Source organism: Pedobacter suwonensis, from assembly GCF_007833675.1.
Lineage (GTDB): Bacteria > Bacteroidota > Bacteroidia > Sphingobacteriales > Sphingobacteriaceae > Pedobacter > Pedobacter suwonensis.
The window spans coordinates 1,589,753-1,615,269 of the sequence record NZ_CP031708.1 but is presented as its reverse complement, the minus strand read 5'-3'; the positions used below and the strand labels follow the sequence as shown (position 1 = coordinate 1,615,269).

Sequence of the window (25,517 nt, the reverse complement as noted above, 5' to 3'; positions counted from 1 at the left end):
CTTATTTAGGGGTTACAGGTTTATGGTTTATATCGGGTTGATTAACCTTTAGCTTATTAGCAACGGTTTGTTTAAGTAAGGCCGGTTCTACTTTGAGGCTGTCTTTAACTTTTTTTAGTGAATCGGCCCTTTTCAGTTTTAAACTATCCAATCTGGTCGGTTTAAACTTTTTTGTCTTATCAATTAAAGCAGGTAAAAGATTGGTTTCTGCGAATGCTTTTACCGTATAGCCATTGGCACGTGGCTTAATGCTATCGGTTAGATATTTTTCAACAATGAAACTTGATATCGGTGCCGCATAAGAGCCTCCATAGCCGCCATTTTCTACAATTACGGCTATGGCAATTTTAGGATTGTTCATAGGCGCGAAACCAATAAAAACAGAATGATTTTTACCATGTGGGTTTTGCACGGTTCCGGTTTTACCGCACATCAGAATGTTGGGAATCTGCGATTCTTTTGCTGTTCCCCAAGGACTGTTCACCGCATCCCGCATGCCATCAATTACGATAGGGAAGTATTTTTCATCTACACCCACATAATTTTTAACCACATACTCTTTTTTTACTACATTTTTATCACCTATGCCTTTAATCAAATGCGGTTTTAGATAATAACCACGGTTGGCGATAGCGGCCATTACATTGGCCATTTGTAATGGGGTAGAGGTAATCTCACCCTGACCAATGGCCTGCGAAATTACAGTGGTATATCCCAGCGTTTGCCATAAATCTTATCGTAATGATCGGCCTGATAGAATATACCCTTTTTTTCAAAAGGCATATCGATACCTAATTTCTGGCCAAAACCCCATTTAGAAATCTGCTCATGCCATTTCGCGTAGGTTTGACGCTGGTTTTTCATGCCGTTTTTAGTAATGATGTTCTGAAAAACATGGCAGAAATAGGTGTTGCAGGAGCGGGCAATACCACGTTGCATGTTAATGGTACCATCAACGTGTTCGCATTTTACTTTATGGTTTCCGGCCATGTAATAACCCGGGCAGAAAAAAGTCGTATTTGGATCAATTGCGCCATCTTGCAGGGCAACCAGTGCGTCAACCGGTTTAAATGATGAGCCAGGAGAATACTGTCCGGCAATAGGCCTTACAATCTGCGGGCGGTAGGGGTTTGCAATCAGGCTCATGTAGTTTTTTCCCCAATCTTTACCCACTAACTGGTTAGGGTCATAACCCGGGCTGCTCACAAATGCCAGAATTTCTCCTGTTGAAGGCTCAATGGCCACAATAGCCCCTACCTTATTTTTCATTAATTCTTCGCCAAGGCGTTGGATCCTGATGTCTAATGAAGAAATTAATCGGTCACCTGAAACAGCATTTATATCATATTTACCATTGGCATAACTCCCTTGAGCAACATTTTTAGCATCGTACAGTGTATTGATTACGCCTTTCTCACCTCTCAAAAAATCTTCATATGAGCGTTCCAGTCCACTTTTTCCAATAAAATCGCCCGGTTTATAATAACCTTCTGATTTTTCAATATCATCCGGACTCACTTCTTTAACATAGCCAAAAAGCTGTCCGGCAATGCTATCAGGATAATGCCTGATGGTTCGATCCTGCGTTCTGAAACCCGGAAAACGGTACATGATTTCCTGTAAACGGGCATAACTCTGTACCGAAATCTGCCTTTCAAAAAATGTAGACTGGTAAGGGGATTGCGCTTTTGCTTTTTTTAACTTTTTACGAACATCCTCTATGGTAATTTCTAAAGCGTTGGCCAGTCCGAGGGTATCAAAAGGTTTAACCTCGTTTGGGATCACCATTAAATCGTAAACAGGTTCATTCTGCACAATTACTTTCATGTTCCGATCGAGGATCGCACCGCGGGCAGGGTATTTGTAAATTTTACGGAGTACGTTACTCTCGGCAGAGCTAAAGGCTTTATCGCTAATAATCTGGATATAGAATAGCTTTCCCAATAAAATCAGGGCGACTACAATAAATAATCCCTGAACGATATATTTTCGATTAAATAACTGATCCATTTAGCGTGGTGTTCTTTTATAGAATATAAACTCTACCAGAAAAATAATAAGCAGTGTAAAGATACAACTTAAGCCGCATCTCATTAAGGTATAACCAATTTCGGTGAGCCTAAATGTTTCCAGAAAAAACAACACCAGGTGGTGTGCTGCAACGCAAAGAAAAGCATAAAGAGAAAACCACTGGAAACCCATATAACTTAAGGATGGCTCCGGGTCGTCAATAGCATCGCGGTTTAAACTGATGGAAATAAAAGAAATCCTTACAAACGCCAAAACTACGCAAGCTGTGGCATGTACGCCCATGGTGTCGTAAAAGGCATCAAGTGCCAATCCGGTTGCAAAGGCCAGTACGTACAATAAAATATTAGGGATGCCAAATGGAAGCAGAAGTAAAAACAGTACGTAGATGAAAGGAGTGGAGAGATCGTAAAAACCCATATTCTTGAGCAGAAAAATCTGCACAAAAAGCAGTAAAAACCACCTGATCACATTTACAATTATGATTCTACTATTCATTCGGTTTAGCCATGCTTTCTAAAGCTTTTTGCTCATCAGCTCTTTTATCTTTAACTACATATACATATTGCAACGTGCTAAAGTCAGTAAACAAATTTAATTCTGCCGATAAAAAATTATCATTTGTGGCCACATTCGCCTTGCTGATTTTTCCAACCAGGACCCCTGCAGGAAAAGAGCCATAACCGGAAGTAACAACAGTATCGCCAACGTACATTTTAATATGGTTGGGTACCTCTTTTACAAATGCCTTTTTAATATCGAAATTCCCGTCGCCCCAAACCAATGAGCCGAGTGCATGGTTCTTTTTCAGGGTGACACTGATCTTGGTATCTTTATGCAGTAAAGACTGAATGGTAGCCAAATGTGCGGAAACATCACGGATAAAACCAACTACTCCACGTTGAGGTGCAATAACGGCCATACCACTTTTAATTCCATCATCCGTGCCTTTGTTAATCGTCATGATGTTATTGCGCAAAGTAACCGAGTTTTTTACCACTTTGGCTGCCAGATAAGTATATTGTTGATTGGTTACCGTATCCACCACTTTAACATCTTTGGCTGTATCTACGGTAGTTAATCCCAGTAACTGACTTTTAAGTTTAGCGTTTTCTGCGGCCAGACTATCGTTAACCATTCCCAGGTTTAAATACCGTTTAAAAACATTTAACCTTTCATACGCCGTACCCACGATCTCATTGCTAGAGTTTAGGGTTACGCTCCGCTGATAAGCATTGTTTTTAACCGTGAGATAGATGCCAACGAAGAAAAAAATGATAAACAAGAAAAATGCGTTGTATCTGCTGATGAAAATCCAAAGGTTACGCATTTGAGTTTGGAGTTAAAAGTTCGGAGTTGGGAGTTAATCGTTTGGTGTATGAGTGGAAACTCCAAGCTCACAACCCCAAACTCCAAACTGAATGTTATTGCATTAAAAATTTATATCCGCCAATGTTTTTAAGGGCAATGCCGGTGCCGCGCACTACTGCCCGAAGTGGATCTTCTGCAACGTGAACAGGTAATTTTGTTTTGGCAGCAACACGCTTATCCAAACCTCTAAGCAATGCACCACCACCGGTTAAATAAATACCTGTTTGGTAAATATCTGCTGAAAGCTCAGGAGGGGTAATTTCTAAAGCTTTTAAAATCGCTTCTTCAATTTTAGAGATTGATTTATCTAAACAGTGTGCAATTTCAGTGTAAGAAACAGTAATCTGCTTTGGTACACCCGTCATTAAATCGCGGCCCTGAACGGCGAAATCAGCAGGGGCATCCTGTAATTCAGGTAAAGCTGCACCAACTTCAATTTTAATTTTTTCAGCGGTACGGTCTCCAATCATGATATTGTGCTGACGGCGGATATAATTTACGATATCCGAATCGAAGTTATCTCCCGCAACGCGGATAGACTGATCGCAAACAATACCTGATAAAGCAATAACTGCAATTTCGGTAGTACCGCCACCTATGTCAATAATCATGTTACCCATTGGCTCTTCCACATCAATCCCGATACCTACGGCAGCGGCCATTGGTTCGTGGATCAAATAAACTTCTTTTGCACCGGCAATTTCGGCAGAATCGCGCACGGCACGTTTTTCTACTTCAGTAATACCAGATGGAATACAGATTACCATACGCAAAGAAGGAAACATCCAGCCTTTACCGCCGTTAAGCATCCGGATCATTCCCTTAATCATCGCTTCAGCAGCATTAAAATCGGCAATTACGCCATCTTTTAATGGACGGACAGTTTTAATATTATCGTGGGTTTTTCCCTCCATTTGCATAGCCTGGCGGCCAATTGCAATAACTTTATTTGTAGTACGATCGAAAGCAACAATAGATGGCTCATCTACCACTACTTTGTCGTTATGTATAATCAGGGTATTCGCGGTGCCTAAATCAATGGCAACTTCTTGCGTAAACCAGTTAAATAATCCCATGTATAAGGTATGTTTTCTTTATTTGATCAAATCTATACTATTCCTAATGTAAAAATAGGATTTTTATTGTTTTAAGTTTTATTTTCTCCTGTTATTAAATTGTTTTTAAGGCAATTAAAATATTGGGAAAATAAAGCTCATCATTTTTAGTTTCGGATTCTTGTGAAGGTAAGGTATGGATATATAACCTTTCGCCTTCAAAGCCTTAACCTTCTACCTTTCTTAGTGTTTAAAGTGTCTTACCCCAGTGGTTACCATTGCGATACCTTTTTCGTTTGCTTTTGCAACAGAATCTGCATCTTTGATTGATCCACCTGGTTGCAGAACAGCTGTAATTCCGGCATCGGCAGCAATCTCCACACAGTCTGGGAAAGGGAAGAAAGCATCAGAAGCCATTGCAGCACCTTTAACGCTGAAACCGAAAGAAGCCGCTTTTTCAATCGCCTGTCTTAAGGCATCAACACGCGAAGTCTGGCCCACACCACTTGCAATTAACACATCATCCTTAACCAAAACAATGGTATTCGATTTGGTGTGTTTTACAATTTTGTTGGCAAAGAATAAGTCTTTCAGTTCCTGTTCGGTTGGCGCCTTATCGGTAACCGTTGTCATTTGCTCCGGACCTTCGATAATTAAATCTTTATCCTGCTCAATCACACCGTTTAATAAGGTTTTAAATTGTTTTTTGCTCAATTCAACCTCATTGCGCTGTAAAATAACACGGTTTTTCTTTTTGCTGAACAGCTCTACTGCTTCTGCCTGATAAGAAGGCGCAATCAATACCTCAAAAAACAGGTTATTGATTTCTTCTGCGGTTTCAAGGTCAACTTCAACGTTGGTAATCAGTACCCCACCGAAAGCCGAAACCGGATCACAGGCTAAAGCGTCAATCCATGCTTGTTTAACCGTTGGACGTGAGGCAATACCACAGGCATTGGTGTGTTTCAAAATGGCAAAAGTTGGGTCATCAAATTCGTCGATTAAAGCAACAGCTGCATCTACATCAACCAAATTATTATAAGAAAGTTCTTTGCCGTTAAGTTTGGTAAACATGGCATCTAAATCGCCATAAAATACACCACCTTGATGGGGGTTTTCGCCATAACGTAAAGTTTTGGCTTCCGTAACACTCTGTTTAAAAACATCAAGTGGCTCTTCGGTATTAAAATAATTGAAAATGGCAGTATCGTAATGAGAAGAAGTATGGAATGCTTTTTTAGCATATGCCTTACGCTGTGCTAAAGTGGTTTCGCCATTCTGTTCTGCCAATTGAGCTTCTAAAGTAGGATAGTCATTTTTTGATGCGATAATCACCACATCATTGAAATTTTTTGCTGCGGCACGGATCAGTGAAATACCACCTATGTCTATTTTCTCGATAATTTCTTCAGGTGTTCCACCTGCTTTTACAGTTTCTTCAAATGGATATAAGTCAACAATAACCAGGTCAATTTCAGGAATTTCATATTCAGCAATCTGCTCCTGGTCGCCAGTTAACGCCCTACGGTTTAAGATTCCGCCAAATACTTTTGGGTGTAAGGTTTTAACACGTCCGCCTAAAATAGATGGATAACCGGTTAAATCTTCAACCGCCGTAACAGGAAGGTTTAAATCTTTGATGAATTGTTCTGTTCCGCCCGTAGAAAATAATTGTACCCCTTGTGCGGCCAACAATTTTACCAATGGCTCTAAACCATCTTTATAATATACTGAGATTAAAGCGTTTTTGATTTTAATGGATTGACTCATTCTACTGAAAATTTTGAGCCGCAAAGGTAGTAAAATCGGATGGTTTTTTTATTATGTTGGATAGGCAAAAAAACAATAAGGTTTGCCACGGCTGTTTCGGTTTTGTTTAAGGTCGAGTTGATACTAGCTACTTCAAAACACAGAGAAAGAAACTGATAGATCAAATGTTTAAAGGATTACGGTAAACCTTTGAGTTAGATCTATTTTAATAATTGGGAATAGCGGGGCTGTATAGACTTTTTACTAAGAAAAATTAATAAATAGATTGTAGGGTTTTATTATTCTAAAATTAAGGTTTTCCATAGCCTTATTTTTAGTCGAAATGTTCCATTCGATTGATTAATGCTCATTTCTGCCAAATGATAAACTAATCGATAGGTCATTGGGTTTGAGGCGAAAGTATATAAAAAGTATGGCAGTGGTTTTCAAGCTAATCTATATTGAACAGTATTTACCTTTACAAAAATATTTCAGTATATTTTTATCATGCCAAAAAAAGATACTATATTTGTGCTAATAGTACTCGCCACGCTACCCGTCAGAACAGCGTCCCAGGGCGGGTCTTTTGCTTTTTATGGCGTTTTCATTCTTTCAAAATGAACTCCCTGGTTCGGTTTTAAAAGCGTTTTTTAACGGGTTTCTATTTTTGTTGTAAAACTATCTCTCCATGATTTATAATAAAAAAACATTTACCATTGAGGAGCACATTGCACAACTTAAAGAAAGGGGATTGGTCATCGCAGACCATGCTCTAGCTACCCATTACCTGTCGCATGTAAGTTATTATCGTTTAGCAGGCTATTGGTGGCCCATGCAATTGGATAAAGAACAGCATATATTTAAACCAAATAGTAAATTTGAAGATGTTATTCACCTTTATAATTTTGATAGGGAACTACGGATTTTAATTTTTGACGCGATCGAAAAGATTGAGATTAGTTTACGTACAAAGTTAATTTACCACTTGTCTCATGAATTTGATCCCTGGTGGTTCCAAAACATAGATATATTTAAAGATAGCGGCGCTCTTGTAGAAACACTTGCCAGTTTGAAAGAGGAAATAGACCGATCGAAAGACATTTTCATCAAAGAACATAAAAAGAAATATAAAGAAGATTTAAGGTTTCCTCCAGCCTGGAAATCTTTAGAAATGACCAGTTTCGGTTAACTTTCTAAACTGTATGGCAATCTTAAAAATACTGTCGAATCAAAAGATGTTATTGCCGAAGAATTAGGAGCCGTAAACCATACTTACCTTCCCAGTTGGTTACAATCTATTGCACAAATAAGAAATTACTGTGCACATCACAGTAGATTATGGAATAAAAATCTTCCTGGAACTCCTAAAATATTGTCTAAGCCTCCTTTTCGTTGGCTGATTGATGTTCCAACAGATACACAAAAGTTGTACCTTCATTTATGTATTATCAGGTACATGCTTAATATCATAGCGCCAGAAAATTCATTTGCGCTAAAAATGAAAGAATTATTAATCAAATACCCATCGGTAGATCCAAATGCATTAGGCTTTAAGGCAGATTGGAAAAACGAAGCACTTTGGAATTAAATTGCTAAACAAAGCGAGCAAATGTTAGAAGAACAGTTAATTGCCAATCTGCAGAAGTTTGGTTGCGGTTATATTATCATCTTTTTATCTGATCAAAATTTCTACGCTAACTTTGGTATCCCAGTAACTTTCTGATTTGGTATAAAAACCGTTCTATTAACCTTAAATCCTGGGTTACAATTTCTGCATTGCCCTTTAATTCTTTGTCAAAAGTAAGGGTTTTATTATACGAGGTGGTTAAACCTTTTGGTAAGTTCACGTCTACATAGTAGTTTCCTTTTTCATCTGGGGTGAAAGAAATGTTCTGCACGCTGCCTTCTAAAATCCCATATTCCTGAAAACGGTAATTGTCCAGTTTGATCAGCACTTTTTCGCCCCGTGCTATTTTACCTGAGTTGGTGGCTGGAACAAGTAGCCTTCCAATGAGCGCCTTTTTATTATCCGGAAGAATGGTTAATATGGCATCGCCCCGTTTTAAAAACTGATTTTCGCCCCAGAACTGCTGGAAACTTGCGATACCATCTGTTGATGAAGTGATTAAATAATTTTGCTGCCATTGCCTCAACGATTTTTTTAATTGTTCAAATAACTGTAAGGTTTGTAAAGCAAAATTACTCTTGTCTTTCTCATGATTGATGTTTATTCCACTTCTGGTTTTATTAAGGTTTGCAATGGCTTCTTGTGTTTGTGATAGGGAAATTTCTATGTTTTGTATGCTTTGTTCGGCCTGTATAAATTTAATTTTTTCATTTTCGAATTCGGCGGTAGAGATTACTTTTTGATTAACAAGCTGCAACGTTCGCTGATAATTTTTCTTAATCAGTTCAAATTTGGCCAGCTCCAGTTTTTTTTGATTTTTTAGCGCAAGTTCCCTGCTTCTGTTGGCTGTAATATTTTGCTCGGTCGCTTTGTTTTCTGGTTCGTAGGGTTTAAGTGATGCAAATAACTTTTCGTCCTGGAATGCCTTTTCGAAACTGTTATAATCGCTCTGGAGCTCGCCCAATTTAAATGTTGATACCTTATTTACCGGAAAAGACGCCATCTGGGCCGGAGGTGTTGAGTCGATTATTTTGCTGAGTTGCAAAATGTCTTCATAGTTTGCAGTCGATTGCAGCACCATTAAAACCTGGTTTTTATGAACCCGTTCGTGATCTTTGATCAAAATTTTTTCCAGTTTAGAATCTATTCTCGCTTCAAGCTTTTCTGGCGGGTTTTGTGAGGTTATTACAATGGTAGCAGGTACAAATTCCGGGTATTTGATGAAGTAACTCATCAGCAAAATCATGAAAAGAATACCCAGTATGACCGCATTGCCCCAGCGGAACATCCAATGTGGAGGGGCTGATAATACATCCTGAACAGCTTCAGAACGGAGCTGTATCTCATCTAGTTTATCTTTTTTAGTTTCCAAGTTCGAGCTGATTTTTGATTAATCGGTAATATTCACCTTTTTTTGCCACCAGTTGATGGTGGTTGCCTTCCTCTACCACTATCCCTTTATCCAGCACAATAATCTTATCGGCATGTTTAACCGTTGATAGCCGGTGTGCAATAACTACCGCAGTTTTTCCCTTAAAGAACTGCGCTAAATTTTCGATAATGATTTTTTCGTTGTTGGCATCCAATGCACTCGTCGCTTCATCAAAAAAGATATAATCGGGGCTTTTGTAAACTGCCCGGGCAATAAATAATCTTTGTTTTTGGCCACCGCTCATGCCAATACCTTCGTTGCCTATTTTAGTGTTGTAGCTTAAGGGTAAATCTTCAATAAACTCCTTGATATTGGCTATCTCGACCGCTTTTCTCAGGTTTTGCTTATCGATCATATCTTCGCCAATGGCTATATTATTGGCAATGGTATCATTGAACACATAACTTTCCTGCATCACTACGCCGCAGTGCTTTCGCCAATGGCTGGGCGATATACTTTTGAGGTCTGCTCCGCCAATCTGAACATCACCTTTCTCCGGATCGTAAAATTTGGTAAGCAGTTTTAATAGCGTGGTTTTGCCGCTGCCGCTGGTGCCCACAATTGCAGTGGTTTTTTGATAGGGGATAACCAGGTTCAAATCCTGGAAAATGAATGTATCTGAGCCAACATATCTAAAGGATACCTTATTTAGTGTAATGTCTTTTTGTGGGATTTCTGTAATATATTGCTCATCAGTACTTTCTTCGTCTTTTTTATCATGAATTTCACCAAGTCTTTCCAAAGATATTTTGGCATCCTGAGTCTGTTTGATAAAATCGATCAATTGTAACAAGGGGCTATTTAATTGACCGATAATGTATTGCACAGAAAGCATCATACCTAGTGTGAGATTTCCATCCAGTACGAGTTTTGCCGAAAGAAAACTCACTAAAATATCTTTAATCTGGTTGATAAAACCACCACCAACAGATTGCCACTGCTCTAAGGAAAGGGCCTTTATTCTAATTTTAAACAACTTTACCTGTAAAAATTCCCATCCCCATCTTTTTTGCTTCTCCGCATTATGCATTTTTATTTCCTGCATGCCGTTAATAAGCTCAATTACTGTGCTCTGCTCTTGCGAAACCTGTGAGAACATTTTGTAGTCCAGTTCTTTTCTTTTTTTGAGAAAAAAGGTAATCCATGCCACATATAGGATAGCGCCGATTAAATAAACTGCAAAGAGGCGATAATCATACATTAACAATACAATGCTGAAAATGATCAGGTTAACCATAGAAAACAGTGTGCTTAGCGAAGAGCTTGTCAGCAATTGTTCTATCCTATGGTGATCGTTGATGCGCTGCATAATGTCTCCCGTCATTCTGGTATCAAAGAAACTGATGGGAAGTTTCATTAACTTGATGAAGAAATCGGAAACGATAGAGATATTTATTCTGGTAGAAAGATGCAGTAAGATCCAGCTACGGATAATATCAATGCCCATTTTACCTATAAAGAGCATTACCTGTGCCAGCAAAACCAGGTAAATAAAATTGATATCCTGATTTTGTATTCCCACATCTACCACACTTTGGGTAAGAAAAGGAAAAATCAGCGATAGCAAACTTCCGGCAAGTAAGCCAAAGGCAAGCTGTATAACGAGCGATTTATACTTTAACAGATATCTGGATAGAAAAGCGAAACTTGTCTTCTTTTCTTCATCTTCAAAGTCATCCTGATAGAATGAGGGGCTTGTTTCCAGAACAAGTGCAATGCCTTCCTCGGTCTCGTCGTTTGCATTTTCACCAATCCAATGTTTAATAAATTCCTCTCTTTTATAAGTAATTAAGCCATAGCTAGGGTCTGAAATATAAACTTTTTCGGCTTTGTCAATTTTATAAACCACCACATAATGATTTTTGTTCCAGTGTACAATGCATGGTAGAGGCGCATCTGCAACCAGGGTTTTAAAATCTATTTTAACCCCTAAAGTTCTAAAACCTAAATTTTCGGCTGCATTGCTAAGCCCCTGAAGGCCGCTACCTTCTCTGGTTGTTTCGGTAAGTGTTCTCAGATGCTGAAGCGGAATACTTTTATTATAGTTTTTAGCTATAATACGTAAACAAGTAGGGCCACAGTCTTTTGCATCGGGTTGTTTATAAAAAGGGAATTTTTTAGGCATCGTAGTTTAATTGCTGCATGCTGTAACTTTGTATTGCTTTTTGCTTAAGCGGATTTAAGCTCCATTCTTCCCACTGGCTGGTATAGGGGTTGTAACCACATTTTAAGGGTTTTGAAATGTCTAAGCCATCATTATTTTTATGGGTTTGCTCTGTAAAAGCTCTGCAATCTGTACAGATGTTTCGAAACTCGCAGTCTTTGCAAATCTGAATTCCGGACTTGGTTAGGTTCCAGTATTTTTTAAAATCTTCATGGAGGATTGCTTCTTCTAAAGTGGTCGTGTTGATGTTTCCGAAGCTATTGCACATTGCAGGACAGTTTTTAATATTGCCATTTATATCAATACCTATTTTTTTATGAAGGCAAGAATTATGGTTAAGGGCTTCTAAAACCTTCAGCATGTTTGTTTCAAAGTATTTTAGATCTACTTTTCCGCAAGAATTTATTTTTAAATATTGATCGGTAAAAACCAGGTTGAATTTAAAAGTATCTGTAACTTCGAAAGCAGCATTATCACACTTATGGAATATCAGGCTGTAGATTCTTAAACATTTTTCATCCAGTTTTTTTACGAAATCATCAGTTACGTCCTCATGGTACAACGAAAAAATTTCTATGCTTTCTAAGCACGAGTCGTTAAATGTGTCTTCTAGTGTCAAAAAATCCATCAATGAAAGTTTGCTTTCACAATAGATTACCAAATGTCTTATTCCTAAATTTTCAATAGATTGCACCAACTGTGGCGAAAACATTAAATCAGCAGTTTCGATAAATATATTAGAGATGGTGCTGCTGTCGCTAAAGCCCGTTTGTAATGGTGGAAAGTTTTCGTCCCAACTGTTTTCAGTAATAAAACCGTACTCTTTTTCTACTAAAAAGTCTAGGTATTCCTGTAGCATTTCTTTTGATTCCTGATCATAAAGGGCAAATACTTCTTCAATGGAATTCGATTTTAACTCTTCAATTATATTATTCAATTCTAAAGACTGCAACTCAGAATAGTTACGTTGTAAATCAGAAATTAAGATTCTGTTAACGCCTTTTGTGATCAGGATATCGCTAAATAAGTTGAAGTACCTCATAATAACCTGCTAATGGGCTTATATGGTTTTACCAGCATAAGGAAATTGGTTTGATACCGCTTGCACGGAGCATAAAGCACATCATTACCTTTTTGACTATTTTTTTTACCCCTATATTCATCTACAAATTTGAATGTTAGTGGAAGCTTATTTTTATCTTCTATTTTATATCTCATAAATATTCGGCTATAGCTTTCTCTGCGCCATAATTACACATGGAGCTGACTCCTAAAAATTGACCAACGGTGTTAACCTCCAAAAAATAAAATTTCTCTTCACTTTTTATGAAATCTATTGAGCCACAGTTTATATCCAGTAACTCCATTAATTGACGGGTTTTCCCTTCAATTTCTATAGGAAGATTGTATCTCACGTTTCGGTTGGGTTTTTCAAGATTGTACTTTCTGAAATCGGTTTTGGTTCGCTCATCATTTTGAGAAATTATTGCCGTGGAAAAAAATCTTCCGTTCAGGTAAAAGCTTCTGATTTCGAAATCCTTTTCAATTTTTTCCTGAAAAAAGGTAATAAAAAAGCTATCTTCTTCCTGGTGATCGATAACATGCGTATACATAATGCTTTCCCCATAATTCTGGTAAGCGTCAATCGTTATATTTCCGGTCAATGGCTTTATTATTGTTTTATCCAAAACCACATCACACGTATTCTCCGCAAGGTAATATTCGGGAACATCCAGCCCTGTTTTTTTTGCCTGCTCTAATACATACAGCTTGTTTACAGCGCTATTGCTTTGCTTATTAATGTGCTTTTTGGATTCAAGTGTTTTGATTACATAGTCATGCAGCCAATGTTGGTGCTCCTGCATGTGAATGTTTACCGAATGATTGTCGTAGTGGAAATTTTTAAATTTTAACCCCCCTCTTCTGTACCATACACTACTGATTTCATCGAGGTAAAAACAGTTCCTATCGCTTTCTATATAAATCCTTTTCTCTTTGGTTTTGATCTCAAAAATTTCGTCTTCCTGTACCCGGATAAATTTTTTACCCATTGCCAAAAGCCATTTGATCACTTCATTGGTGGTGGTCTCCTGTTTCTTGGATATAATTAAAATCATCTTTATTTAATTGGCCAGTGAATGATTTTGATAGGGCGCCCCGTTAAGAAGGCAGCCCATATCTTTTCATAGGGTTTGATTAGATGTAACTTCTGCAGAAGTGATGGCAGAAATTACATTTAAACAATTTTAGTAGTTGTGAACAGGTTCACCAGGTGCAAGACGACGGATTTCCCTGTAAATATATCCACCTGTACCATTCGGTCCCTCATAGTGATCATACTCTATACATCCTTCACCCACAAATACATTGGATTGAATAGAGGTGTAGCCTCCCATTGCTCTTCCGCCGTTGGTTGAAGATAAATCAGTAAGTTTTTTGTTTTCAAGTGAAGAAAAGTCTTTCTTCATTCCTTTTAAGTTTTTCATTTTACTAGTTTTTATTGTGAGCAGAATCCAAAATCCTGTTCTGCAGATTTTGTATATTTTCCTTTTAAACCCCAGTCGTTTATAAATGACACGAGTGAAGGCTCAACTTAAATTTGCTTAGTTAGCGCCGTTCCAGTTTCCTATGTCAGAACTTGGGGCTGAAACAGCAGATTGACATGTTCTTCCGATATACTTGCCGCCATTGCTTTCGTAAGCGTCATATTCCACAGTTTCACTTGGGTATTGGCCCGGACAGGCAACGTTTGATCTGATAAGATACAAACCACCTTGTACTGTGCTTAAATCTTGGAGTCTTTTGTTTTCCAAAGAAGAAAGGCTCTTCTGCATTCCTTTTAAGTTTTTCATTTTATACAGTTTTATTGATTAGGTAAACCCGCCATCTCACCCTGGCGTTTGGGCTTTTGTATATAGGCTTTATTACTATGATTTGTACGTCTACAAAAAAATATATACATAGCCTATTTCATTTTGTGATTTGGAAGCAAGCACGCGTTATTGCTTAACCACATTTAAACTTCCCTAAAAAGGAACACCGATACAAGAGGGAATTGATATATGGTAGAGTTGAACTTACATTCGTTAATGTTTTAAATAAAAGCGCTAAACATTAAAGAGGTTGTGTTTCCGATTTTTAATTGGATTAGTTGATCGGGGTAACTGAATCCATTATCGAAACCCCGCTTTAAAATTTTTCAGTTCTCAGCGAGATTTTTTGATTGTTTAAATAGCAGATTGCATCGTTCATGCTTATCTACTCTTTTATAGAAGATGCATTAGGATTTGCCGGAAAGAAAGACTTGCTTAGTTTTAAATGCGATTGGTCACTAATCGTCTTTTAAGACGACAAACAAAAAAGCAATTGTTGCCTGTTGCTGGCACTTATAAATTATAAATTTGAGTATAATTCGGTAAAAAAGCGGATGATCAATAAGACAGGGTAGCTGCCCGGATGTAGGAAACATCTTGCGACCAATTAATGATGTATCACATTTAAAAACTGTGTTAATTCGGATCTTTTACCAGTACTGTGTTAATGCTTTAACAACTTAACTATTTGCTGATTTTTTTGACAATGCTTTCCACCACGCGCGGATAATGCAGGTGCTCCAGTTGCTGTCCCTTAAATTTTATCATTTCCAGACTGTCGTTTTTGTCTATCCGGTAGCGGGCCTGGTGAATGTATTCGCCTTCATCGTAATTTTCGTTAACATAATGAATGGTTATCCCGCCTTCAGTTTCGCCAGCAGCCATTACCGCCTGGTGAACATGGTCGCCGTACATGCCCTTTCCGCCAAATTTAGGAAGGATTGCAGGGTGGATATTCACAATTCTGCCTGGATAAGCATGGATCAGGTTTTTAGGAATCAGCCAAAGGAAACCTGCCAGCACGATAAAATCAATTTCAAGATTTTTCAGCAGGTCTACTACCTCATCGGTTTGGTAGAACTCATTTCGATCGAAGATATGGGTGGGGATTTCGAAATTATCAGCTCTTTGCAATACATATGCATCGGCATTGTTGGTTAATACCAAAGATATTTCTATTTCATTGCTCCGCTTAAAATGCTCCATCAGCTTTTGGGCATTAGAGCCGGAACCTGATGCAAAGATGGCTATTCTCTTTTTCACTCAAAATCGTTTTGCCCAAAAATAGTATTTTTAAGACTGTTTTCTCTATGTAAAAGAATTTTTATTCAATCAGGTTAAAGTATTATTAATGAATAATTTTAACTTATTTTTGCTGTTCGAAAACAGGGTTTGGTTTTAATGAAAAAAAAGTTAAAAGTGTTTTGTGATTTAAAAACATTAATCCTATATTTGCAACCCGAATTATAGGAAACGAATAAGAAAAATAAAAGGCTAAATAGAAATGGCAAATCATAAATCTTCATTAAAAAGAATTAGAGCAAACGCAACAAAACGTTTACGTAACAGATATCAGGCAAAAACTACGCGTACTTTCATTAAAAGATTACGTGCTGCAGAAGATAAAAAATCTGCATCGGATTTATTGCCTAAAGTAATCTCTATGTTAGATCGTTTAGCTAAAAAGAACATCATTCACAAAAATAAAGCGGCAAATAACAAATCAAAATTAACGAAATTCGTTAACGGTTTAAAATAAGCCATTTTTTTACGATATTAGGAAGGCATCCCAACGATAAGTTAGGATGCCTTTTTTTATCTTCAAAAATGGAAAACTACGAACAGAAGCTAGGTATAAAGTTATGGGCTGAAGAAGATCGGCCCCGTGAAAAACTTTTGTTGCATGGCAGAAGACATTTAACAGATGCTGAACTCATCGCCATTTTAATTGGCTCCGGTAATAAAAACGAAACCGCTGTTGATTTAAGTAAAAGAATTTTATCTTTTTACGATAACAATTTAACCAAGTTGGGTAAGGCTTCCATTCTGGAACTTTCGAGGTTTAAAGGAATCGGAGAAGCCAAAGCATTAACGATTATTGCTGCTTTAGAGCTTGGCTTGCGAAGGAAAGAAACCACAGAGGAAGTGATTACGCATGTAACGACCTCTAACGATGTATATAAATATTTGCATCAAACCTTTGCCAATCTCAATCATGAAGAATTCTGGATATTACTGTTAAATAGGTCCAACCGCGTGATCGGTAAATTCTTGATCAGCAAAGGCGGACAGGCTGGTACGGTAGCCGATCCGAAAATTATTTTTAAAACGGCTTTAGAAAACAATGCGGCTAATATTGTGTTGGCACATAATCACCCCTCCGGAAATTTAAAGCCCAGCGAGAGTGATGATAAATTGACCAGAGATATGGTCGCTTCAGGTAATTTGTTGAGTTTGTATGTGGTCGATCACCTGATTTTTGCCAATAACCGCTATTATAGTTACAGAGACGAAGATTTAATTTAAAAGATATTTGGATGTTAAGCTGCAATTAAAGTTAAAATAGTATAATAGCGGCTCAGAAATAGGTGGTACAATTCACCTTATTAATTAAACAGTGAAATTACATTTTATGAATGCTTTAAAAATCATCCCTATTTTTCTTTTATTAACCATTGCGGCTTTTGCTCAGAAAAAAGGCGTTCCAATTAATCTCATTACCTATAATATCCGCTTAAATGTTGCATCAGATGGAATCAATGCCTGGCCAAACCGAAAAGACAATGTCAAAGCACTGGTTAAGTTTCACGATGCCGATATCCTTTGCGTACAGGAAGCCCTGCCTGAACAATTTGATGCCCTGCTGGAAAATTCCAATTTTGATGTAGTGGGTGTTGGGCGCGATGACGGCAAAAGAAAAGGAGAATTTTCGGCAGTTTATTTTAATAAAGACCGTTTCAGTAAAAAAGATGGTGGTACATTCTGGTTATCGGAAACGCCTGATGTGCCTTCAAAAGGGTGGGATGCTGCACTCAACCGCGTGTGTAGCTGGGTGAAACTTTACGATAAGCTGAATAAAAAGGAATTTATCGTTTTCAATACCCATTACGATCATATTGGGGTGAAAGCGAGAATTGAATCAGCTAAATTGTTGAAACAAAAGATACAGCAGATTGCACCAAATTTACCGGTTATTTTTACGGGTGATTTAAACGTGACGCCAGAAACAGAAGCCATTGCAACCATAAAATCTTTTCTCATTGATGCAAAAGACGTTTCTGTAGAGCCTCCATATGGGCCAACTGGTACCTTTAATGGTTTTCATTTCGATAGCGACCTGAAAGACAGGATCGATTATGTTTTCGTAAACAAAGGTTTTAAAGTGCAAAAGTTTGCCGTGTTAACAGATAGTAAGGATAAAAGGTATTATTCAGATCATTTACCCGTTTTTTGCCGGTTATTCTTTTAATAGATGCTGTTAAAATCTGTATCACCATTTCCTTTTCAATTCGGGCTTTTTGGTCATCAATACCATTATCATTACATTTTCGAAACCCTCGCTTTTATCATCGGCGTGAGGTTATATTACCGTTATAAAAAAGGAATTGCAGATCCGATATCTGACGAAAACAGATTATGGATTATGTTAGGGGCCATGCTTGGTGCCTTGGTTGGCTCGCGGGTAGTGGCCGTGCTGGAAACGCCAGAAGTAGTCAATCATCTTACGTTTTCGGTTCTTTATCAAAGTAAAACCATTGTTGGCGGTTTGCTTGGCGGCTTATTTGGCGTTGAGCTGATTAAAAAGATCATTGGAGTAAATATCGCCTCGGGAGATGTATATGTAGTCCCGATTTTAGTTGCATTGATTATAGGACGGATCGGTTGCTTTTCAATGGGAATCGATGAACCGACCTATGGTATTCCTACCCGCTTTTTTATGGGGATGGATCTTGGTGACGGTATACCCAGACATCCGATCATGCTCTATGAAATGATCTATCTGGTACTTTTGATTTTTCTTTTTAATGGTTTGAAACATAAAGAATTGATTAACGGCGACCGTTTTAAATTATTTATGGTGCTTTATTTCTTATTTAGGTTTTTGATAGAGTTTATAAAGCCTTACCATTCGTTATTTTTAAATTTAAGCAGCATTCATTGGTCTGCATTGTTTATTTTTATTTATTATTATAGATTCATTTTTAGAATTTCTAAAAGAATCTTACCTAACCTGTAACATGATGGCCAATACCAGAGATTACATATATTACGATTATACCAAAAGCCTTTGTCCTGAATGTTTACAGCTTTGCGATGCGAAAATTGTTTTTCAAGATGGTAAGGTGTTTATGCTGAAAAATTGCAGGAAACATGGTGATAGTAAAGTGATGATTGCTGATGATGTTGAATATTATAAACAGATCAGGAATTACAATAAACAGTCTGAAATGCCACTTAAGTTTAATACCAAAGTGCATTACGGTTGCCCTTACGATTGTGGTTTGTGTACCGATCATGAACAGCATTCGTGTTTAACGGTAATAGAGGTTACTGATCGTTGCAACCTGGCCTGTCCAACCTGTTATGCCATGTCGTCACCAAATTATGGCAGGCACCGAACTTTGGCAGAAATAGAGCGGATGATGGATGTGGTAGTGGCCAACGAAGGCGAACCTGATGTGGTTCAGCTCTCAGGCGGAGAACCAACCGTGCACCCTGAGTTTTTTAAGATTTTAGATCTCGCCAAAACCAAACCTATAAAACATTTAATGGTGAACACCAACGGTATCAGGATTGCCAAGGATATTAATTTTGTAGAGAAGCTGGCTACTTATATGCCCGATTTCGAAATTTACCTGCAGTTTGATAGTTTTAATGCAGATGTATTGACGAGGCTAAGAGGCGAAGACCTTACTGAGGTAAGGAAAAAAGCCATTGATCATTTAAATCAGTTTAATGTATCGACCACCTTGGTTGTTACTTTGCAAAAAGGACTAAACGATCATGAAATTGGCGATATTTTAGATTATGCGCTCAAACAGAAATGTGTACGTGGGGTTACTTTCCAACCGACCCAGGTTGCCGGAAGAAACGATGATTATAATGATCAGCAGGGAAGGATTACCTTAACCGAGGTGCGCAGAAAGATTTATGAGCAATATCCAACCTTCACCCCGCAGGATTTGATTCCCGTACCCTGCAATCCTGATGCATTATGTATGGCTTATGCTTTAAAAATCGGCGATGAAGTCATCCCGATGACACACCTGATCAACCCTGAAGATTTGCTCAATAATTCAAAAAATACCATCGTGTTCGAACATGATGAAAAATTGAAAGAACATATGCTCAACTTGTTTAGCACAGGTGTTTCGGTCGATTGTGCCGAAGACACTTTTGGCGAATTGATGTGCTGCCTGCCAAGAGTAAAATCAGATAGTTTGAGTTACGATAATTTATTTCGGATCATTATCATGAATTTTATGGATCCGCTTGATTTTGATGTGCGGGCTGTGAAAAAATCTTGCGTCCACATTGTAAGCGATAAATATAAAATGGTGCCTTTCGAGACTATGAATATTTTTTACCGCGATAATAAAATAGATCTGATCAGGGAAAAATTAAATATGAATTAATATGGATGGTTTATTCGGACTATTTGTGATTTACATTCTTACTGCGATTGTACTTTTTGTAGTGGGGATCATTCAGATTATCATTAAATCTTCCAGGAACGAACCGGTGAAACCCGGATTGAAACTGCTTATTATTTCGGTAATAATGGCTGTAATCGGTTTTGGTGCTTGTGCCGTATTGCTTTTTAACAGTTAATATCAAAATAAGCGCATGGGAATTTTTATTATATATTGGGTAATTGCGGTGGTGTTGTTTGTAATTGGCATCGCGCAGATTATCATGAAAGCTGTAAGAAATCAGCCCATTAAACCTGGACTTCAGTTAGTTATCGCTTCGGTTATTATGCTGGTAATAGGAGCAGGGGCATGTGCGGTCATTCTATCCAATCTGAAAATCGGCCATTAGTTACTTTTTGGTGTGTTTGCACCATTTTTAGGTTTTGTTATGTCTCATATCCCACATCTCCAGTTCACATCTCATATCTCACGTCTCCAGTCTCAAATCTCAATAATTAACTTCCTCCTTTGACCTTTAAATAATATCTTTGCGTTTTAATAAAATTGATCATCATCCGGGCTTGTCCCGATACTTGATACTCATTACTTGATTCTCTAAAATGAAAATATCATATAACTGGTTAAAGCAATTCGTACAAATTGAAAAAACACCTCAGGAGCTTTCTTTAATTCTTACCAATGTAGGTTTGGAGGTAGAAAGTGTAGAAAAAGTGCAGCCTGTTGTGGGCGGTTTAGAGGGCTTGGTTATTGGCGAAGTATTAACCTGTATTCAGCATCCCAATGCCGATCGGTTACGTATTACCACTGTAAATGTTGGTGGTAAAGAAAATCTTCAGATTGTTTGCGGTGCGCCAAATGTAGGCGCCGGCCAAAAAGTGGTGGTAGCTACCGTGGGTACTACGGTATATCCCTTAGAGGGAGAACCTTTTAAGATAAAAGAATCAAAAATCAGAGGAGAACTTTCGCAGGGAATGATCTGTGCCGAAGATGAAATCGGTTTGGGTAAATCACATGATGGGATTATGATCCTGGCTGAAGATACCGAAGTTGGTATCCGTGCAAAAGATCATTTTAAAATGGATGACGATTTTGTGTTCGAAATCGGATTAACACCTAACCGTGCCGATGCGGCTTCGCATTTGGGCGTGGCGAGAGATGTTGCTGCTTATTTCAGGAGTGAGTATGAAATGCCCGATATTTCTGCATTCAAAACGGACAACGAAAATCTGGTTATTCCGGTTGAAGTAGAAGATTTGGCCGCTTGCCCGCGTTACAGTAGCGTTACCATTTCGGGCGTTACCGTGGCAGAATCGCCTGACTGGTTAAAAGACAAATTAAAGGTAATTGGTGTACGTCCGATTAATAATGTGGTAGATGTTACCAATTATGTGCTTCATGGTTTGGGGCAACCATTACATGCATTTGATGCTGATAAAATTACCGGTGGAAAAGTAATCGTTAAAAAAGCGGAAGAAGGAACTCCTTTTGTAACGCTTGATGATGTGGAGCGAAAGTTGAGTGCAGATGATCTGATGATCTGCAATGCTGAAGCACCAATGTGCATTGCAGGGGTGTTTGGTGGCAAATCTTCTGGTGTAGATACGAGTACCAAAAATATTTTCCTCGAAAGTGCTTACTTCAATTCTGTTTCTGTGCGTAAAACGTCGAAAAGACATGGTTTAAAAACCGATGCCTCTTTCCGGTATGAGCGTGGTACTGATCCTGAGATTACGGTTACCGCATTAAAATATGCAGCCATGTTGATTAAAGAACTGGCTGGCGGCGAAATTTCCTCTCCGGTTGCTGATATTTATCCAAACCACATCAAGCCCTTTGAGTTTGAGGTAAGTTATACCAATATCAATAAACTGATCGGTGCAAATATCCCATCTGCCGAAATCAAACACATCATAACTGCGTTAGGTATTTCCGCTACCAATACCGCTGAGGATACTTTGGCTTTAAGGGTGCCATCATTTAAAGTAGACGTAACCCGCGAATGCGACATTACAGAAGAAGTGCTGCGTATTTACGGTTATAACAATGTTGAAATTCCTTCAAAGGTAAACGCATCACTTTCTTACAGTGTTAAGCCTGAAAAGGAAAATACTCATAATGTAATTGCAGATATGCTTACCGCGAATGGTTATGCCGAGATTATGTGCAACTCGTTAACCAAATCGGCCTATTCGAAAAATCTAGACGAAGCCGTATTTATTTTAAATCCGTTAAGCAGTGATCTAAATGTAATGCGCCAGAATTTACTGATGCCGGCGCTGGAAAGTGTAGCATACAATCAAAACCGGAAGAACTCGGATGTGAAGTTTTATGAATTTGGTAAAACCTATCATTTGATTAACGAAAAGTATGTTGAGCGGCCAAGGTTGTTATTGTTAATTGCTGGTGCCAAGCAAAGTGAGCAATGGAACCACCAGGCTAAACCGGCAACTTTTTATAATTTAAAATCAGCTGTTGATGCAGTTGTATCACGTTTGGGGATTGCCAGTTATCAGTCGGATGTTTTAAACGATGAAAACTTTGCTTATGGAATTAAATATTTCCGTGGAGATAAAACTTTGGTAAGTTTCGGTGCTGTTTCAAAAGCTGATCGTAAAGTAGCTGATGTGAATACTGAAGTATTTTATGCGGATTTTGATTGGGCTGTTTTGTTGGATATTGTAAGGAAAAATAAAATCGTGCACAAAGATGTTGCTAAATATCCGCAGGTACGTCGTGATCTTTCCTTATTAATTGACCAAAATGTAACTTTCGATACCTTAAAGGGGATTGCCTTTAAAACGGATAAAAAGCTGATTAAGGAAGTGGGGGTATTTGATGTGTATGTTGGTGATAAATTACCGGAAGGGAAAAAATCTTATGCGCTGAATTTCATCTTGCAGGATGAGGAACAAACCCTGACCGATAAGCAGATTGAGCATACCATGCAGAAGCTTATTACGAATTTAACGGCACAAGCTGGTGCAGAAATTAGGAAATAAAATATAAATTCGTATTTTTAGAAATAAATTCATGGCTTCTGTTGCAGATCAATTAGATAAAGTATTACAAAAAACGGCTCGGGTAATTGAGTTATGTAATGCGCTACAGGAAGAAAATGATTTATTAAAGCTTGAAAACCAATCGTTAAAGGTAGCACTTGATACAGCGAAAGAAAAAAATGTAGAACTTGATGAAAAATTGAGAGTTACAAAATTGGCTAAAAGTATCGAGGGGACAAGTGAAAAATCGCTTGACATTAAACAAAAAATTAACGATTTTGTGCGGGAGATTGATAAAAGTATTGCATTATTAAAAAAATAGTGATGCAAGGAAATCAGAAACTAAGCTAACAAATGGGAGAAATCTCGATTAAAATAACCATTTCCGACCGTATTTACCCATTAAAGGTGAACATGGAAGAGGAAGAAATTGTGAGACGGGCAGCGAAAATGATCAATGAGCGCATAAAAGATTACCAGGATAATTATGCGGTTAGAGATAAGCAAGACCTTCTTTCTATGGCCGTATTGCATTATGCAACAGCCGTGTTAAGAACAGAAAACAAAGTACAGAGCCAGGATACTGCTGTTGCCGATAAAGTTGAAGAATTGGATGTTTTACTCAGTAATTTCTTTGCAAAATAAGGTTCGTTCTTTCGGCATTTCATTACGCTGACCTGTTCAGCGCTTAAATGATGCCAATATTTAGCATAAAAACATAGCCGCGGCTGGTTTTTGAGTTTCAAATTTTATAAAACTTAACACTTCAATATCTATAGGGTTAAGAGGGCGTATTTCATTTGCTATTGCACCTGAAAATGGCTTAAACCCTAATTATGCTTAGTTGAGGTTTAAAATGTATGAGACTTTAAAAATTAGTTGCGGTTTTTTTTTACATAAAAAATAAAATGGAAATAGTTGAAATATTAGGATACGTATTTGCCGTGATAGCGGGTATAGCTATCGGAGTAGTAATAGGAAGATTTCTCCTGCGTAACTTGCTTAAACAGCAGGAAATTGCCGCACAGAACAAAGTGAAAAAGATTTTAAAAGATGCGGAAAACAATGCAGAAATTTTAAAAAAGAATAAACTTTTAGAAGCAAAAGAGAAATTTCTACAGTTAAAAGCCGAGCACGAACAAGAAGTTAGTGCCAGAAACAATACCATTAACCAGCGCGAAAATACCATTAAGCAAAAAGAGCAATCGGTAAATCAGCGCATGGAAAATTTTAATAGAAAAGAGCAGGAACTCGAAAAGCATAAAATTAACCTCGAAAAACAGACTGAACTTGCGGTTAAAAAGCAGGAAGAAGTAGAGGTACTCAAAAACCAGCATCTAAAGCAATTGGAAACCATTGCCGGCCTTTCTGCCGAAGAAGCCAAAGAACAATTGGTAGAAAATCTGAAACAAGAAGCCCGCACCCAGGCCATGATGCAGGTGAAGGATATTGTGGATGAAGCCAAATTAACGGCGAGCAAAGAAGCTAAAAAAGTAGTTATTCAAACCATCCAGCGTACTGCTACAGAGGCGGCAATTGAAAATTCTGTATCTATTTTCCACATCGAGAGTGACGAGATCAAAGGTCGCGTTATTGGTAGAGAAGGTAGAAATATCCGTGCTTTGGAAGCAGCAACCGGTATCGAAATTATTGTAGACGATACGCCGGAAGCCATCATTTTATCAGGTTTCGATCCGGTAAGGAGAGAGATAGCCCGTTTGGCTTTACACCGTTTGGTAACAGATGGTCGTATCCACCCGGCTCGTATTGAAGAAATTGTAGCCAAAACCAAAAAACAGATCGAAGATGAGATTGTAGAGATCGGAGAGCGTACCGTAATCGATTTGGGTATTCACGGCTTGCATCCTGAACTGATCCGCATGGTTGGACGTATGCGTTACCGTTCATCTTATGGGCAAAACTTATTACATCACTCACGTGAAGTAGCTAATTTCTGTGCTACCATGGCCGCAGAATTAGGTCTGAACGCTAAAATGGCTAAACGTGCAGGTTTATTACATGATATTGGTAAAGTGCCTGATGACAATCCTGAATTGCCACACGCCATTTTAGGTATGCAACTGGCCGAAAAATATAAAGAACACCCTGAAATTTGTAATGCCATTGGTGCCCACCACGATGAAATTGAGATGACTTCAATGATTTCACCAATTGTACAGGCTTGTGATGCCATTTCTGGCGCCCGTCCGGGTGCACGCCGTGAGGTAGTGGAAAGTTATATTAAACGCCTTAAGGATTTAGAAGAGTTGGCTCTTTCTTATCCGGGTGTTGAGAAGACTTTCGCCATTCAGGCCGGTAGAGAACTACGTGTAATTGTAGAAAGCGAGCGCATTACCGATGCACAGGCTGAATTGTTAGCTGCTGATATTTCTACCCGTATCCAAACAGAAATGACCTATCCGGGACAAATTAAGGTTACTGTAATCAGGGAAACCCGTTCTGTAGCCTTTGCGAAGTAATATTTTTAAGACCTTATAGGTTTCAAAACCTATAAGGTCTATGAATTAAACAAAATATAAAGCGATGGATATTCCATCGCTTTTT

24 protein-coding genes and 1 pseudogene are annotated in these 25,517 nt (G+C 38.1%); 12 read left to right on the top strand and 13 right to left on the bottom strand.

Annotated elements, in window-relative coordinates; all coding sequences use genetic code 11:
* Position 1: 1 nt before the first annotated feature.
* The 6 genes from DV942_RS23980 to purH all read right to left on the bottom strand — a co-directional run bounded on the left by DV942_RS23980 (position 2) and on the right by purH (position 6,224).
* A complete protein-coding gene (locus DV942_RS23980; RefSeq protein WP_280525557.1) occupies positions 2 to 652 on the bottom strand; it encodes a penicillin-binding transpeptidase domain-containing protein in 651 nt (216 codons plus the stop codon).
* Positions 653 to 699: 47 nt separating this feature from the next.
* Complete coding sequence (locus DV942_RS23975) at positions 700 to 2,010, bottom strand: penicillin-binding transpeptidase domain-containing protein (protein ID WP_280525556.1); 1,311 nt, start codon at positions 2,008 to 2,010, stop codon at positions 700 to 702.
* The gene (locus tag DV942_RS06610) at positions 2,011 to 2,526 is read right to left on the bottom strand and encodes a rod shape-determining protein MreD (protein ID WP_090982708.1); all 516 of its coding nucleotides are present in this window, start codon (positions 2,524 to 2,526) and stop codon (positions 2,011 to 2,013) included.
* Positions 2,519 to 3,358: a rod shape-determining protein MreC gene (gene mreC, locus DV942_RS06605; RefSeq protein WP_145856222.1), complete on the bottom strand. Its 840-nt coding sequence runs from the start codon at positions 3,356 to 3,358 to the stop codon at positions 2,519 to 2,521. The genes DV942_RS06610 and mreC overlap by 8 nt, the downstream gene beginning before the upstream one ends.
* Positions 3,359 to 3,452: 94 nt before the next feature.
* Positions 3,453 to 4,475 carry a rod shape-determining protein gene (locus DV942_RS06600; protein ID WP_010601761.1) on the bottom strand — a complete coding sequence of 341 codons (1,023 nt, stop codon included), beginning with the start codon at positions 4,473 to 4,475 and terminating at the stop codon, positions 3,453 to 3,455.
* Between the two features lie 222 nt (positions 4,476 to 4,697).
* Positions 4,698 to 6,224, bottom strand: coding sequence for a bifunctional phosphoribosylaminoimidazolecarboxamide formyltransferase/IMP cyclohydrolase (gene purH, locus DV942_RS06595; RefSeq protein WP_145856220.1), 1,527 nt, complete (start codon positions 6,222 to 6,224; stop codon positions 4,698 to 4,700).
* A 667-nt stretch (positions 6,225 to 6,891) separates the two neighbouring features.
* On the opposite strand from purH, the pseudogene DV942_RS23660 reads away from it, so the two are divergent.
* Positions 6,892 to 7,488: pseudogene (locus DV942_RS23660) on the top strand (Abi family protein); the annotation flags it as partial.
* 409 nt (positions 7,489 to 7,897) lie between these two features.
* Here the strand turns inward: DV942_RS23660 and DV942_RS06585 are convergent.
* The 7 genes from DV942_RS06585 to purN form a co-directional block, all read right to left on the bottom strand.
* The gene (locus tag DV942_RS06585; RefSeq protein ID WP_145856218.1) at positions 7,898 to 9,202 is read right to left on the bottom strand and encodes an HlyD family secretion protein; all 1,305 of its coding nucleotides are present in this window, start codon (positions 9,200 to 9,202) and stop codon (positions 7,898 to 7,900) included.
* The gene (locus tag DV942_RS06580; RefSeq protein WP_145856216.1) at positions 9,192 to 11,387 is read right to left on the bottom strand and encodes a peptidase domain-containing ABC transporter; all 2,196 of its coding nucleotides are present in this window, start codon (positions 11,385 to 11,387) and stop codon (positions 9,192 to 9,194) included. The genes DV942_RS06585 and DV942_RS06580 overlap by 11 nt, the downstream gene beginning before the upstream one ends.
* On the bottom strand, positions 11,380 to 12,468 hold the full coding sequence (gwsS, locus tag DV942_RS06575; RefSeq protein ID WP_145856214.1) for a grasp-with-spasm system SPASM domain peptide maturase: 1,089 nt from the start codon (positions 12,466 to 12,468) through the stop codon (positions 11,380 to 11,382). The genes DV942_RS06580 and gwsS overlap by 8 nt, the downstream gene beginning before the upstream one ends.
* A 172-nt stretch (positions 12,469 to 12,640) precedes the next feature.
* Positions 12,641 to 13,543, bottom strand: a complete 903-nt coding sequence (gene gwsG / locus DV942_RS06570) for a grasp-with-spasm system ATP-grasp peptide maturase (protein WP_145856212.1) — start codon at positions 13,541 to 13,543, stop codon at positions 12,641 to 12,643.
* Positions 13,544 to 13,672: 129 nt separating this feature from the next.
* Entirely contained in the window at positions 13,673 to 13,912 is a 240-nt protein-coding gene (locus tag DV942_RS06565; RefSeq protein WP_145856209.1) for a TIGR04139 family peptide modification target, read from the bottom strand.
* A 117-nt stretch (positions 13,913 to 14,029) separates the two neighbouring features.
* Positions 14,030 to 14,278 carry a hypothetical protein gene (locus DV942_RS06560; RefSeq protein ID WP_090982726.1) on the bottom strand — a complete coding sequence of 83 codons (249 nt, stop codon included), beginning with the start codon at positions 14,276 to 14,278 and terminating at the stop codon, positions 14,030 to 14,032.
* Positions 14,279 to 14,983: 705 nt separating this feature from the next.
* Positions 14,984 to 15,562, bottom strand: a complete 579-nt coding sequence (gene purN / locus DV942_RS06555; RefSeq protein ID WP_090982729.1) for a phosphoribosylglycinamide formyltransferase — start codon at positions 15,560 to 15,562, stop codon at positions 14,984 to 14,986.
* Positions 15,563 to 15,803: 241 nt separating this feature from the next.
* Here purN and rpsT point away from each other — a divergent pair, with 241 nt between their 5' ends.
* From rpsT to rny, 11 genes are all read left to right on the top strand, one after another.
* Complete coding sequence (rpsT, locus tag DV942_RS06550; RefSeq protein WP_029277289.1) at positions 15,804 to 16,058, top strand: 30S ribosomal protein S20; 255 nt, start codon at positions 15,804 to 15,806, stop codon at positions 16,056 to 16,058.
* 68 nt (positions 16,059 to 16,126) lie between these two features.
* The gene (gene radC / locus DV942_RS06545) at positions 16,127 to 16,825 is read left to right on the top strand and encodes a RadC family protein (RefSeq protein ID WP_090982731.1); all 699 of its coding nucleotides are present in this window, start codon (positions 16,127 to 16,129) and stop codon (positions 16,823 to 16,825) included.
* Positions 16,826 to 16,931: 106 nt separating this feature from the next.
* Positions 16,932 to 17,768: an endonuclease/exonuclease/phosphatase family protein gene (locus tag DV942_RS06540; protein WP_145861633.1), complete on the top strand. Its 837-nt coding sequence runs from the start codon at positions 16,932 to 16,934 to the stop codon at positions 17,766 to 17,768.
* A 3-nt stretch (positions 17,769 to 17,771) separates the two neighbouring features.
* A complete protein-coding gene (locus tag DV942_RS06535; RefSeq protein WP_145856206.1) occupies positions 17,772 to 18,536 on the top strand; it encodes a prolipoprotein diacylglyceryl transferase in 765 nt (254 codons plus the stop codon).
* Between the two features lies 1 nt (position 18,537).
* Positions 18,538 to 19,935 (top strand): radical SAM protein, encoded by a 1,398-nt coding sequence (locus tag DV942_RS06530; RefSeq protein WP_244950838.1) that lies wholly within the window; start codon positions 18,538 to 18,540, stop codon positions 19,933 to 19,935.
* 1 nt (position 19,936) lies between these two features.
* Positions 19,937 to 20,131, top strand: coding sequence for a hypothetical protein (locus DV942_RS06525; RefSeq protein WP_090982737.1), 195 nt, complete (start codon positions 19,937 to 19,939; stop codon positions 20,129 to 20,131).
* A gap of 15 nt (positions 20,132 to 20,146) precedes the next feature.
* On the top strand, positions 20,147 to 20,341 hold the full coding sequence (locus DV942_RS06520) for a hypothetical protein (protein ID WP_145856204.1): 195 nt from the start codon (positions 20,147 to 20,149) through the stop codon (positions 20,339 to 20,341).
* A gap of 211 nt (positions 20,342 to 20,552) precedes the next feature.
* Entirely contained in the window at positions 20,553 to 22,952 is a 2,400-nt protein-coding gene (gene pheT / locus DV942_RS06515; RefSeq protein ID WP_134203969.1) for a phenylalanine--tRNA ligase subunit beta, read from the top strand.
* Between the two features lie 31 nt (positions 22,953 to 22,983).
* Positions 22,984 to 23,274 (top strand): hypothetical protein, encoded by a 291-nt coding sequence (locus DV942_RS06510; RefSeq protein WP_090982743.1) that lies wholly within the window; start codon positions 22,984 to 22,986, stop codon positions 23,272 to 23,274.
* Between the two features lie 32 nt (positions 23,275 to 23,306).
* Positions 23,307 to 23,597 (top strand): cell division protein ZapA, encoded by a 291-nt coding sequence (locus tag DV942_RS06505; RefSeq protein WP_090982746.1) that lies wholly within the window; start codon positions 23,307 to 23,309, stop codon positions 23,595 to 23,597.
* A gap of 263 nt (positions 23,598 to 23,860) precedes the next feature.
* A complete protein-coding gene (rny, locus tag DV942_RS06500; protein WP_090982748.1) occupies positions 23,861 to 25,432 on the top strand; it encodes a ribonuclease Y in 1,572 nt (523 codons plus the stop codon).
* Positions 25,433 to 25,517: the final 85 nt, after the last annotated feature.

Bases quoted from the DNA above. Each gene is read 5' to 3' on its own strand.
- rpsT (WP_029277289.1), top strand. From the start codon at position 15,804: ATGGCAAATCATAAATCTTCATTAAAAAGAATTAGAGCAAACGCAACA.
- DV942_RS06580 (WP_145856216.1), bottom strand. From the start codon at position 11,387: ATGCCTAAAAAATTCCCTTTTTATAAACAACCCGATGCAAAAGACTGT.
- DV942_RS06540 (WP_145861633.1), top strand. From the start codon at position 16,932: ATGAATGCTTTAAAAATCATCCCTATTTTTCTTTTATTAACCATTGCG.
- purH (WP_145856220.1), bottom strand. From the start codon at position 6,224: ATGAGTCAATCCATTAAAATCAAAAACGCTTTAATCTCAGTATATTAT.
- DV942_RS06565 (WP_145856209.1), bottom strand. From the start codon at position 13,912: ATGAAAAACTTAAAAGGAATGAAGAAAGACTTTTCTTCACTTGAAAAC.
- DV942_RS06520 (WP_145856204.1), top strand. From the start codon at position 20,147: ATGGGAATTTTTATTATATATTGGGTAATTGCGGTGGTGTTGTTTGTA.
- radC (WP_090982731.1), top strand. From the start codon at position 16,127: ATGGAAAACTACGAACAGAAGCTAGGTATAAAGTTATGGGCTGAAGAA.
- DV942_RS06535 (WP_145856206.1), top strand. From the start codon at position 17,772: ATGCTGTTAAAATCTGTATCACCATTTCCTTTTCAATTCGGGCTTTTT.
- DV942_RS06600 (WP_010601761.1), bottom strand. From the start codon at position 4,475: ATGGGATTATTTAACTGGTTTACGCAAGAAGTTGCCATTGATTTAGGC.
- DV942_RS06525 (WP_090982737.1), top strand. From the start codon at position 19,937: ATGGATGGTTTATTCGGACTATTTGTGATTTACATTCTTACTGCGATT.
- gwsG (WP_145856212.1), bottom strand. From the start codon at position 13,543: ATGATTTTAATTATATCCAAGAAACAGGAGACCACCACCAATGAAGTG.
- DV942_RS06505 (WP_090982746.1), top strand. From the start codon at position 23,307: ATGGGAGAAATCTCGATTAAAATAACCATTTCCGACCGTATTTACCCA.
- DV942_RS06510 (WP_090982743.1), top strand. From the start codon at position 22,984: ATGGCTTCTGTTGCAGATCAATTAGATAAAGTATTACAAAAAACGGCT.
- DV942_RS06530 (WP_244950838.1), top strand. From the start codon at position 18,538: ATGATGGCCAATACCAGAGATTACATATATTACGATTATACCAAAAGC.
- pheT (WP_134203969.1), top strand. From the start codon at position 20,553: ATGAAAATATCATATAACTGGTTAAAGCAATTCGTACAAATTGAAAAA.
- DV942_RS06610 (WP_090982708.1), bottom strand. From the start codon at position 2,526: ATGAATAGTAGAATCATAATTGTAAATGTGATCAGGTGGTTTTTACTG.
- DV942_RS23980 (WP_280525557.1), bottom strand. From the start codon at position 652: ATGGCCAATGTAATGGCCGCTATCGCCAACCGTGGTTATTATCTAAAA.
- rny (WP_090982748.1), top strand. From the start codon at position 23,861: ATGGAAATAGTTGAAATATTAGGATACGTATTTGCCGTGATAGCGGGT.
- DV942_RS23975 (WP_280525556.1), bottom strand. From the start codon at position 2,010: ATGGATCAGTTATTTAATCGAAAATATATCGTTCAGGGATTATTTATT.
- DV942_RS06560 (WP_090982726.1), bottom strand. From the start codon at position 14,278: ATGAAAAACTTAAAAGGAATGCAGAAGAGCCTTTCTTCTTTGGAAAAC.
- mreC (WP_145856222.1), bottom strand. From the start codon at position 3,358: ATGCGTAACCTTTGGATTTTCATCAGCAGATACAACGCATTTTTCTTG.
- gwsS (WP_145856214.1), bottom strand. From the start codon at position 12,468: ATGAGGTACTTCAACTTATTTAGCGATATCCTGATCACAAAAGGCGTT.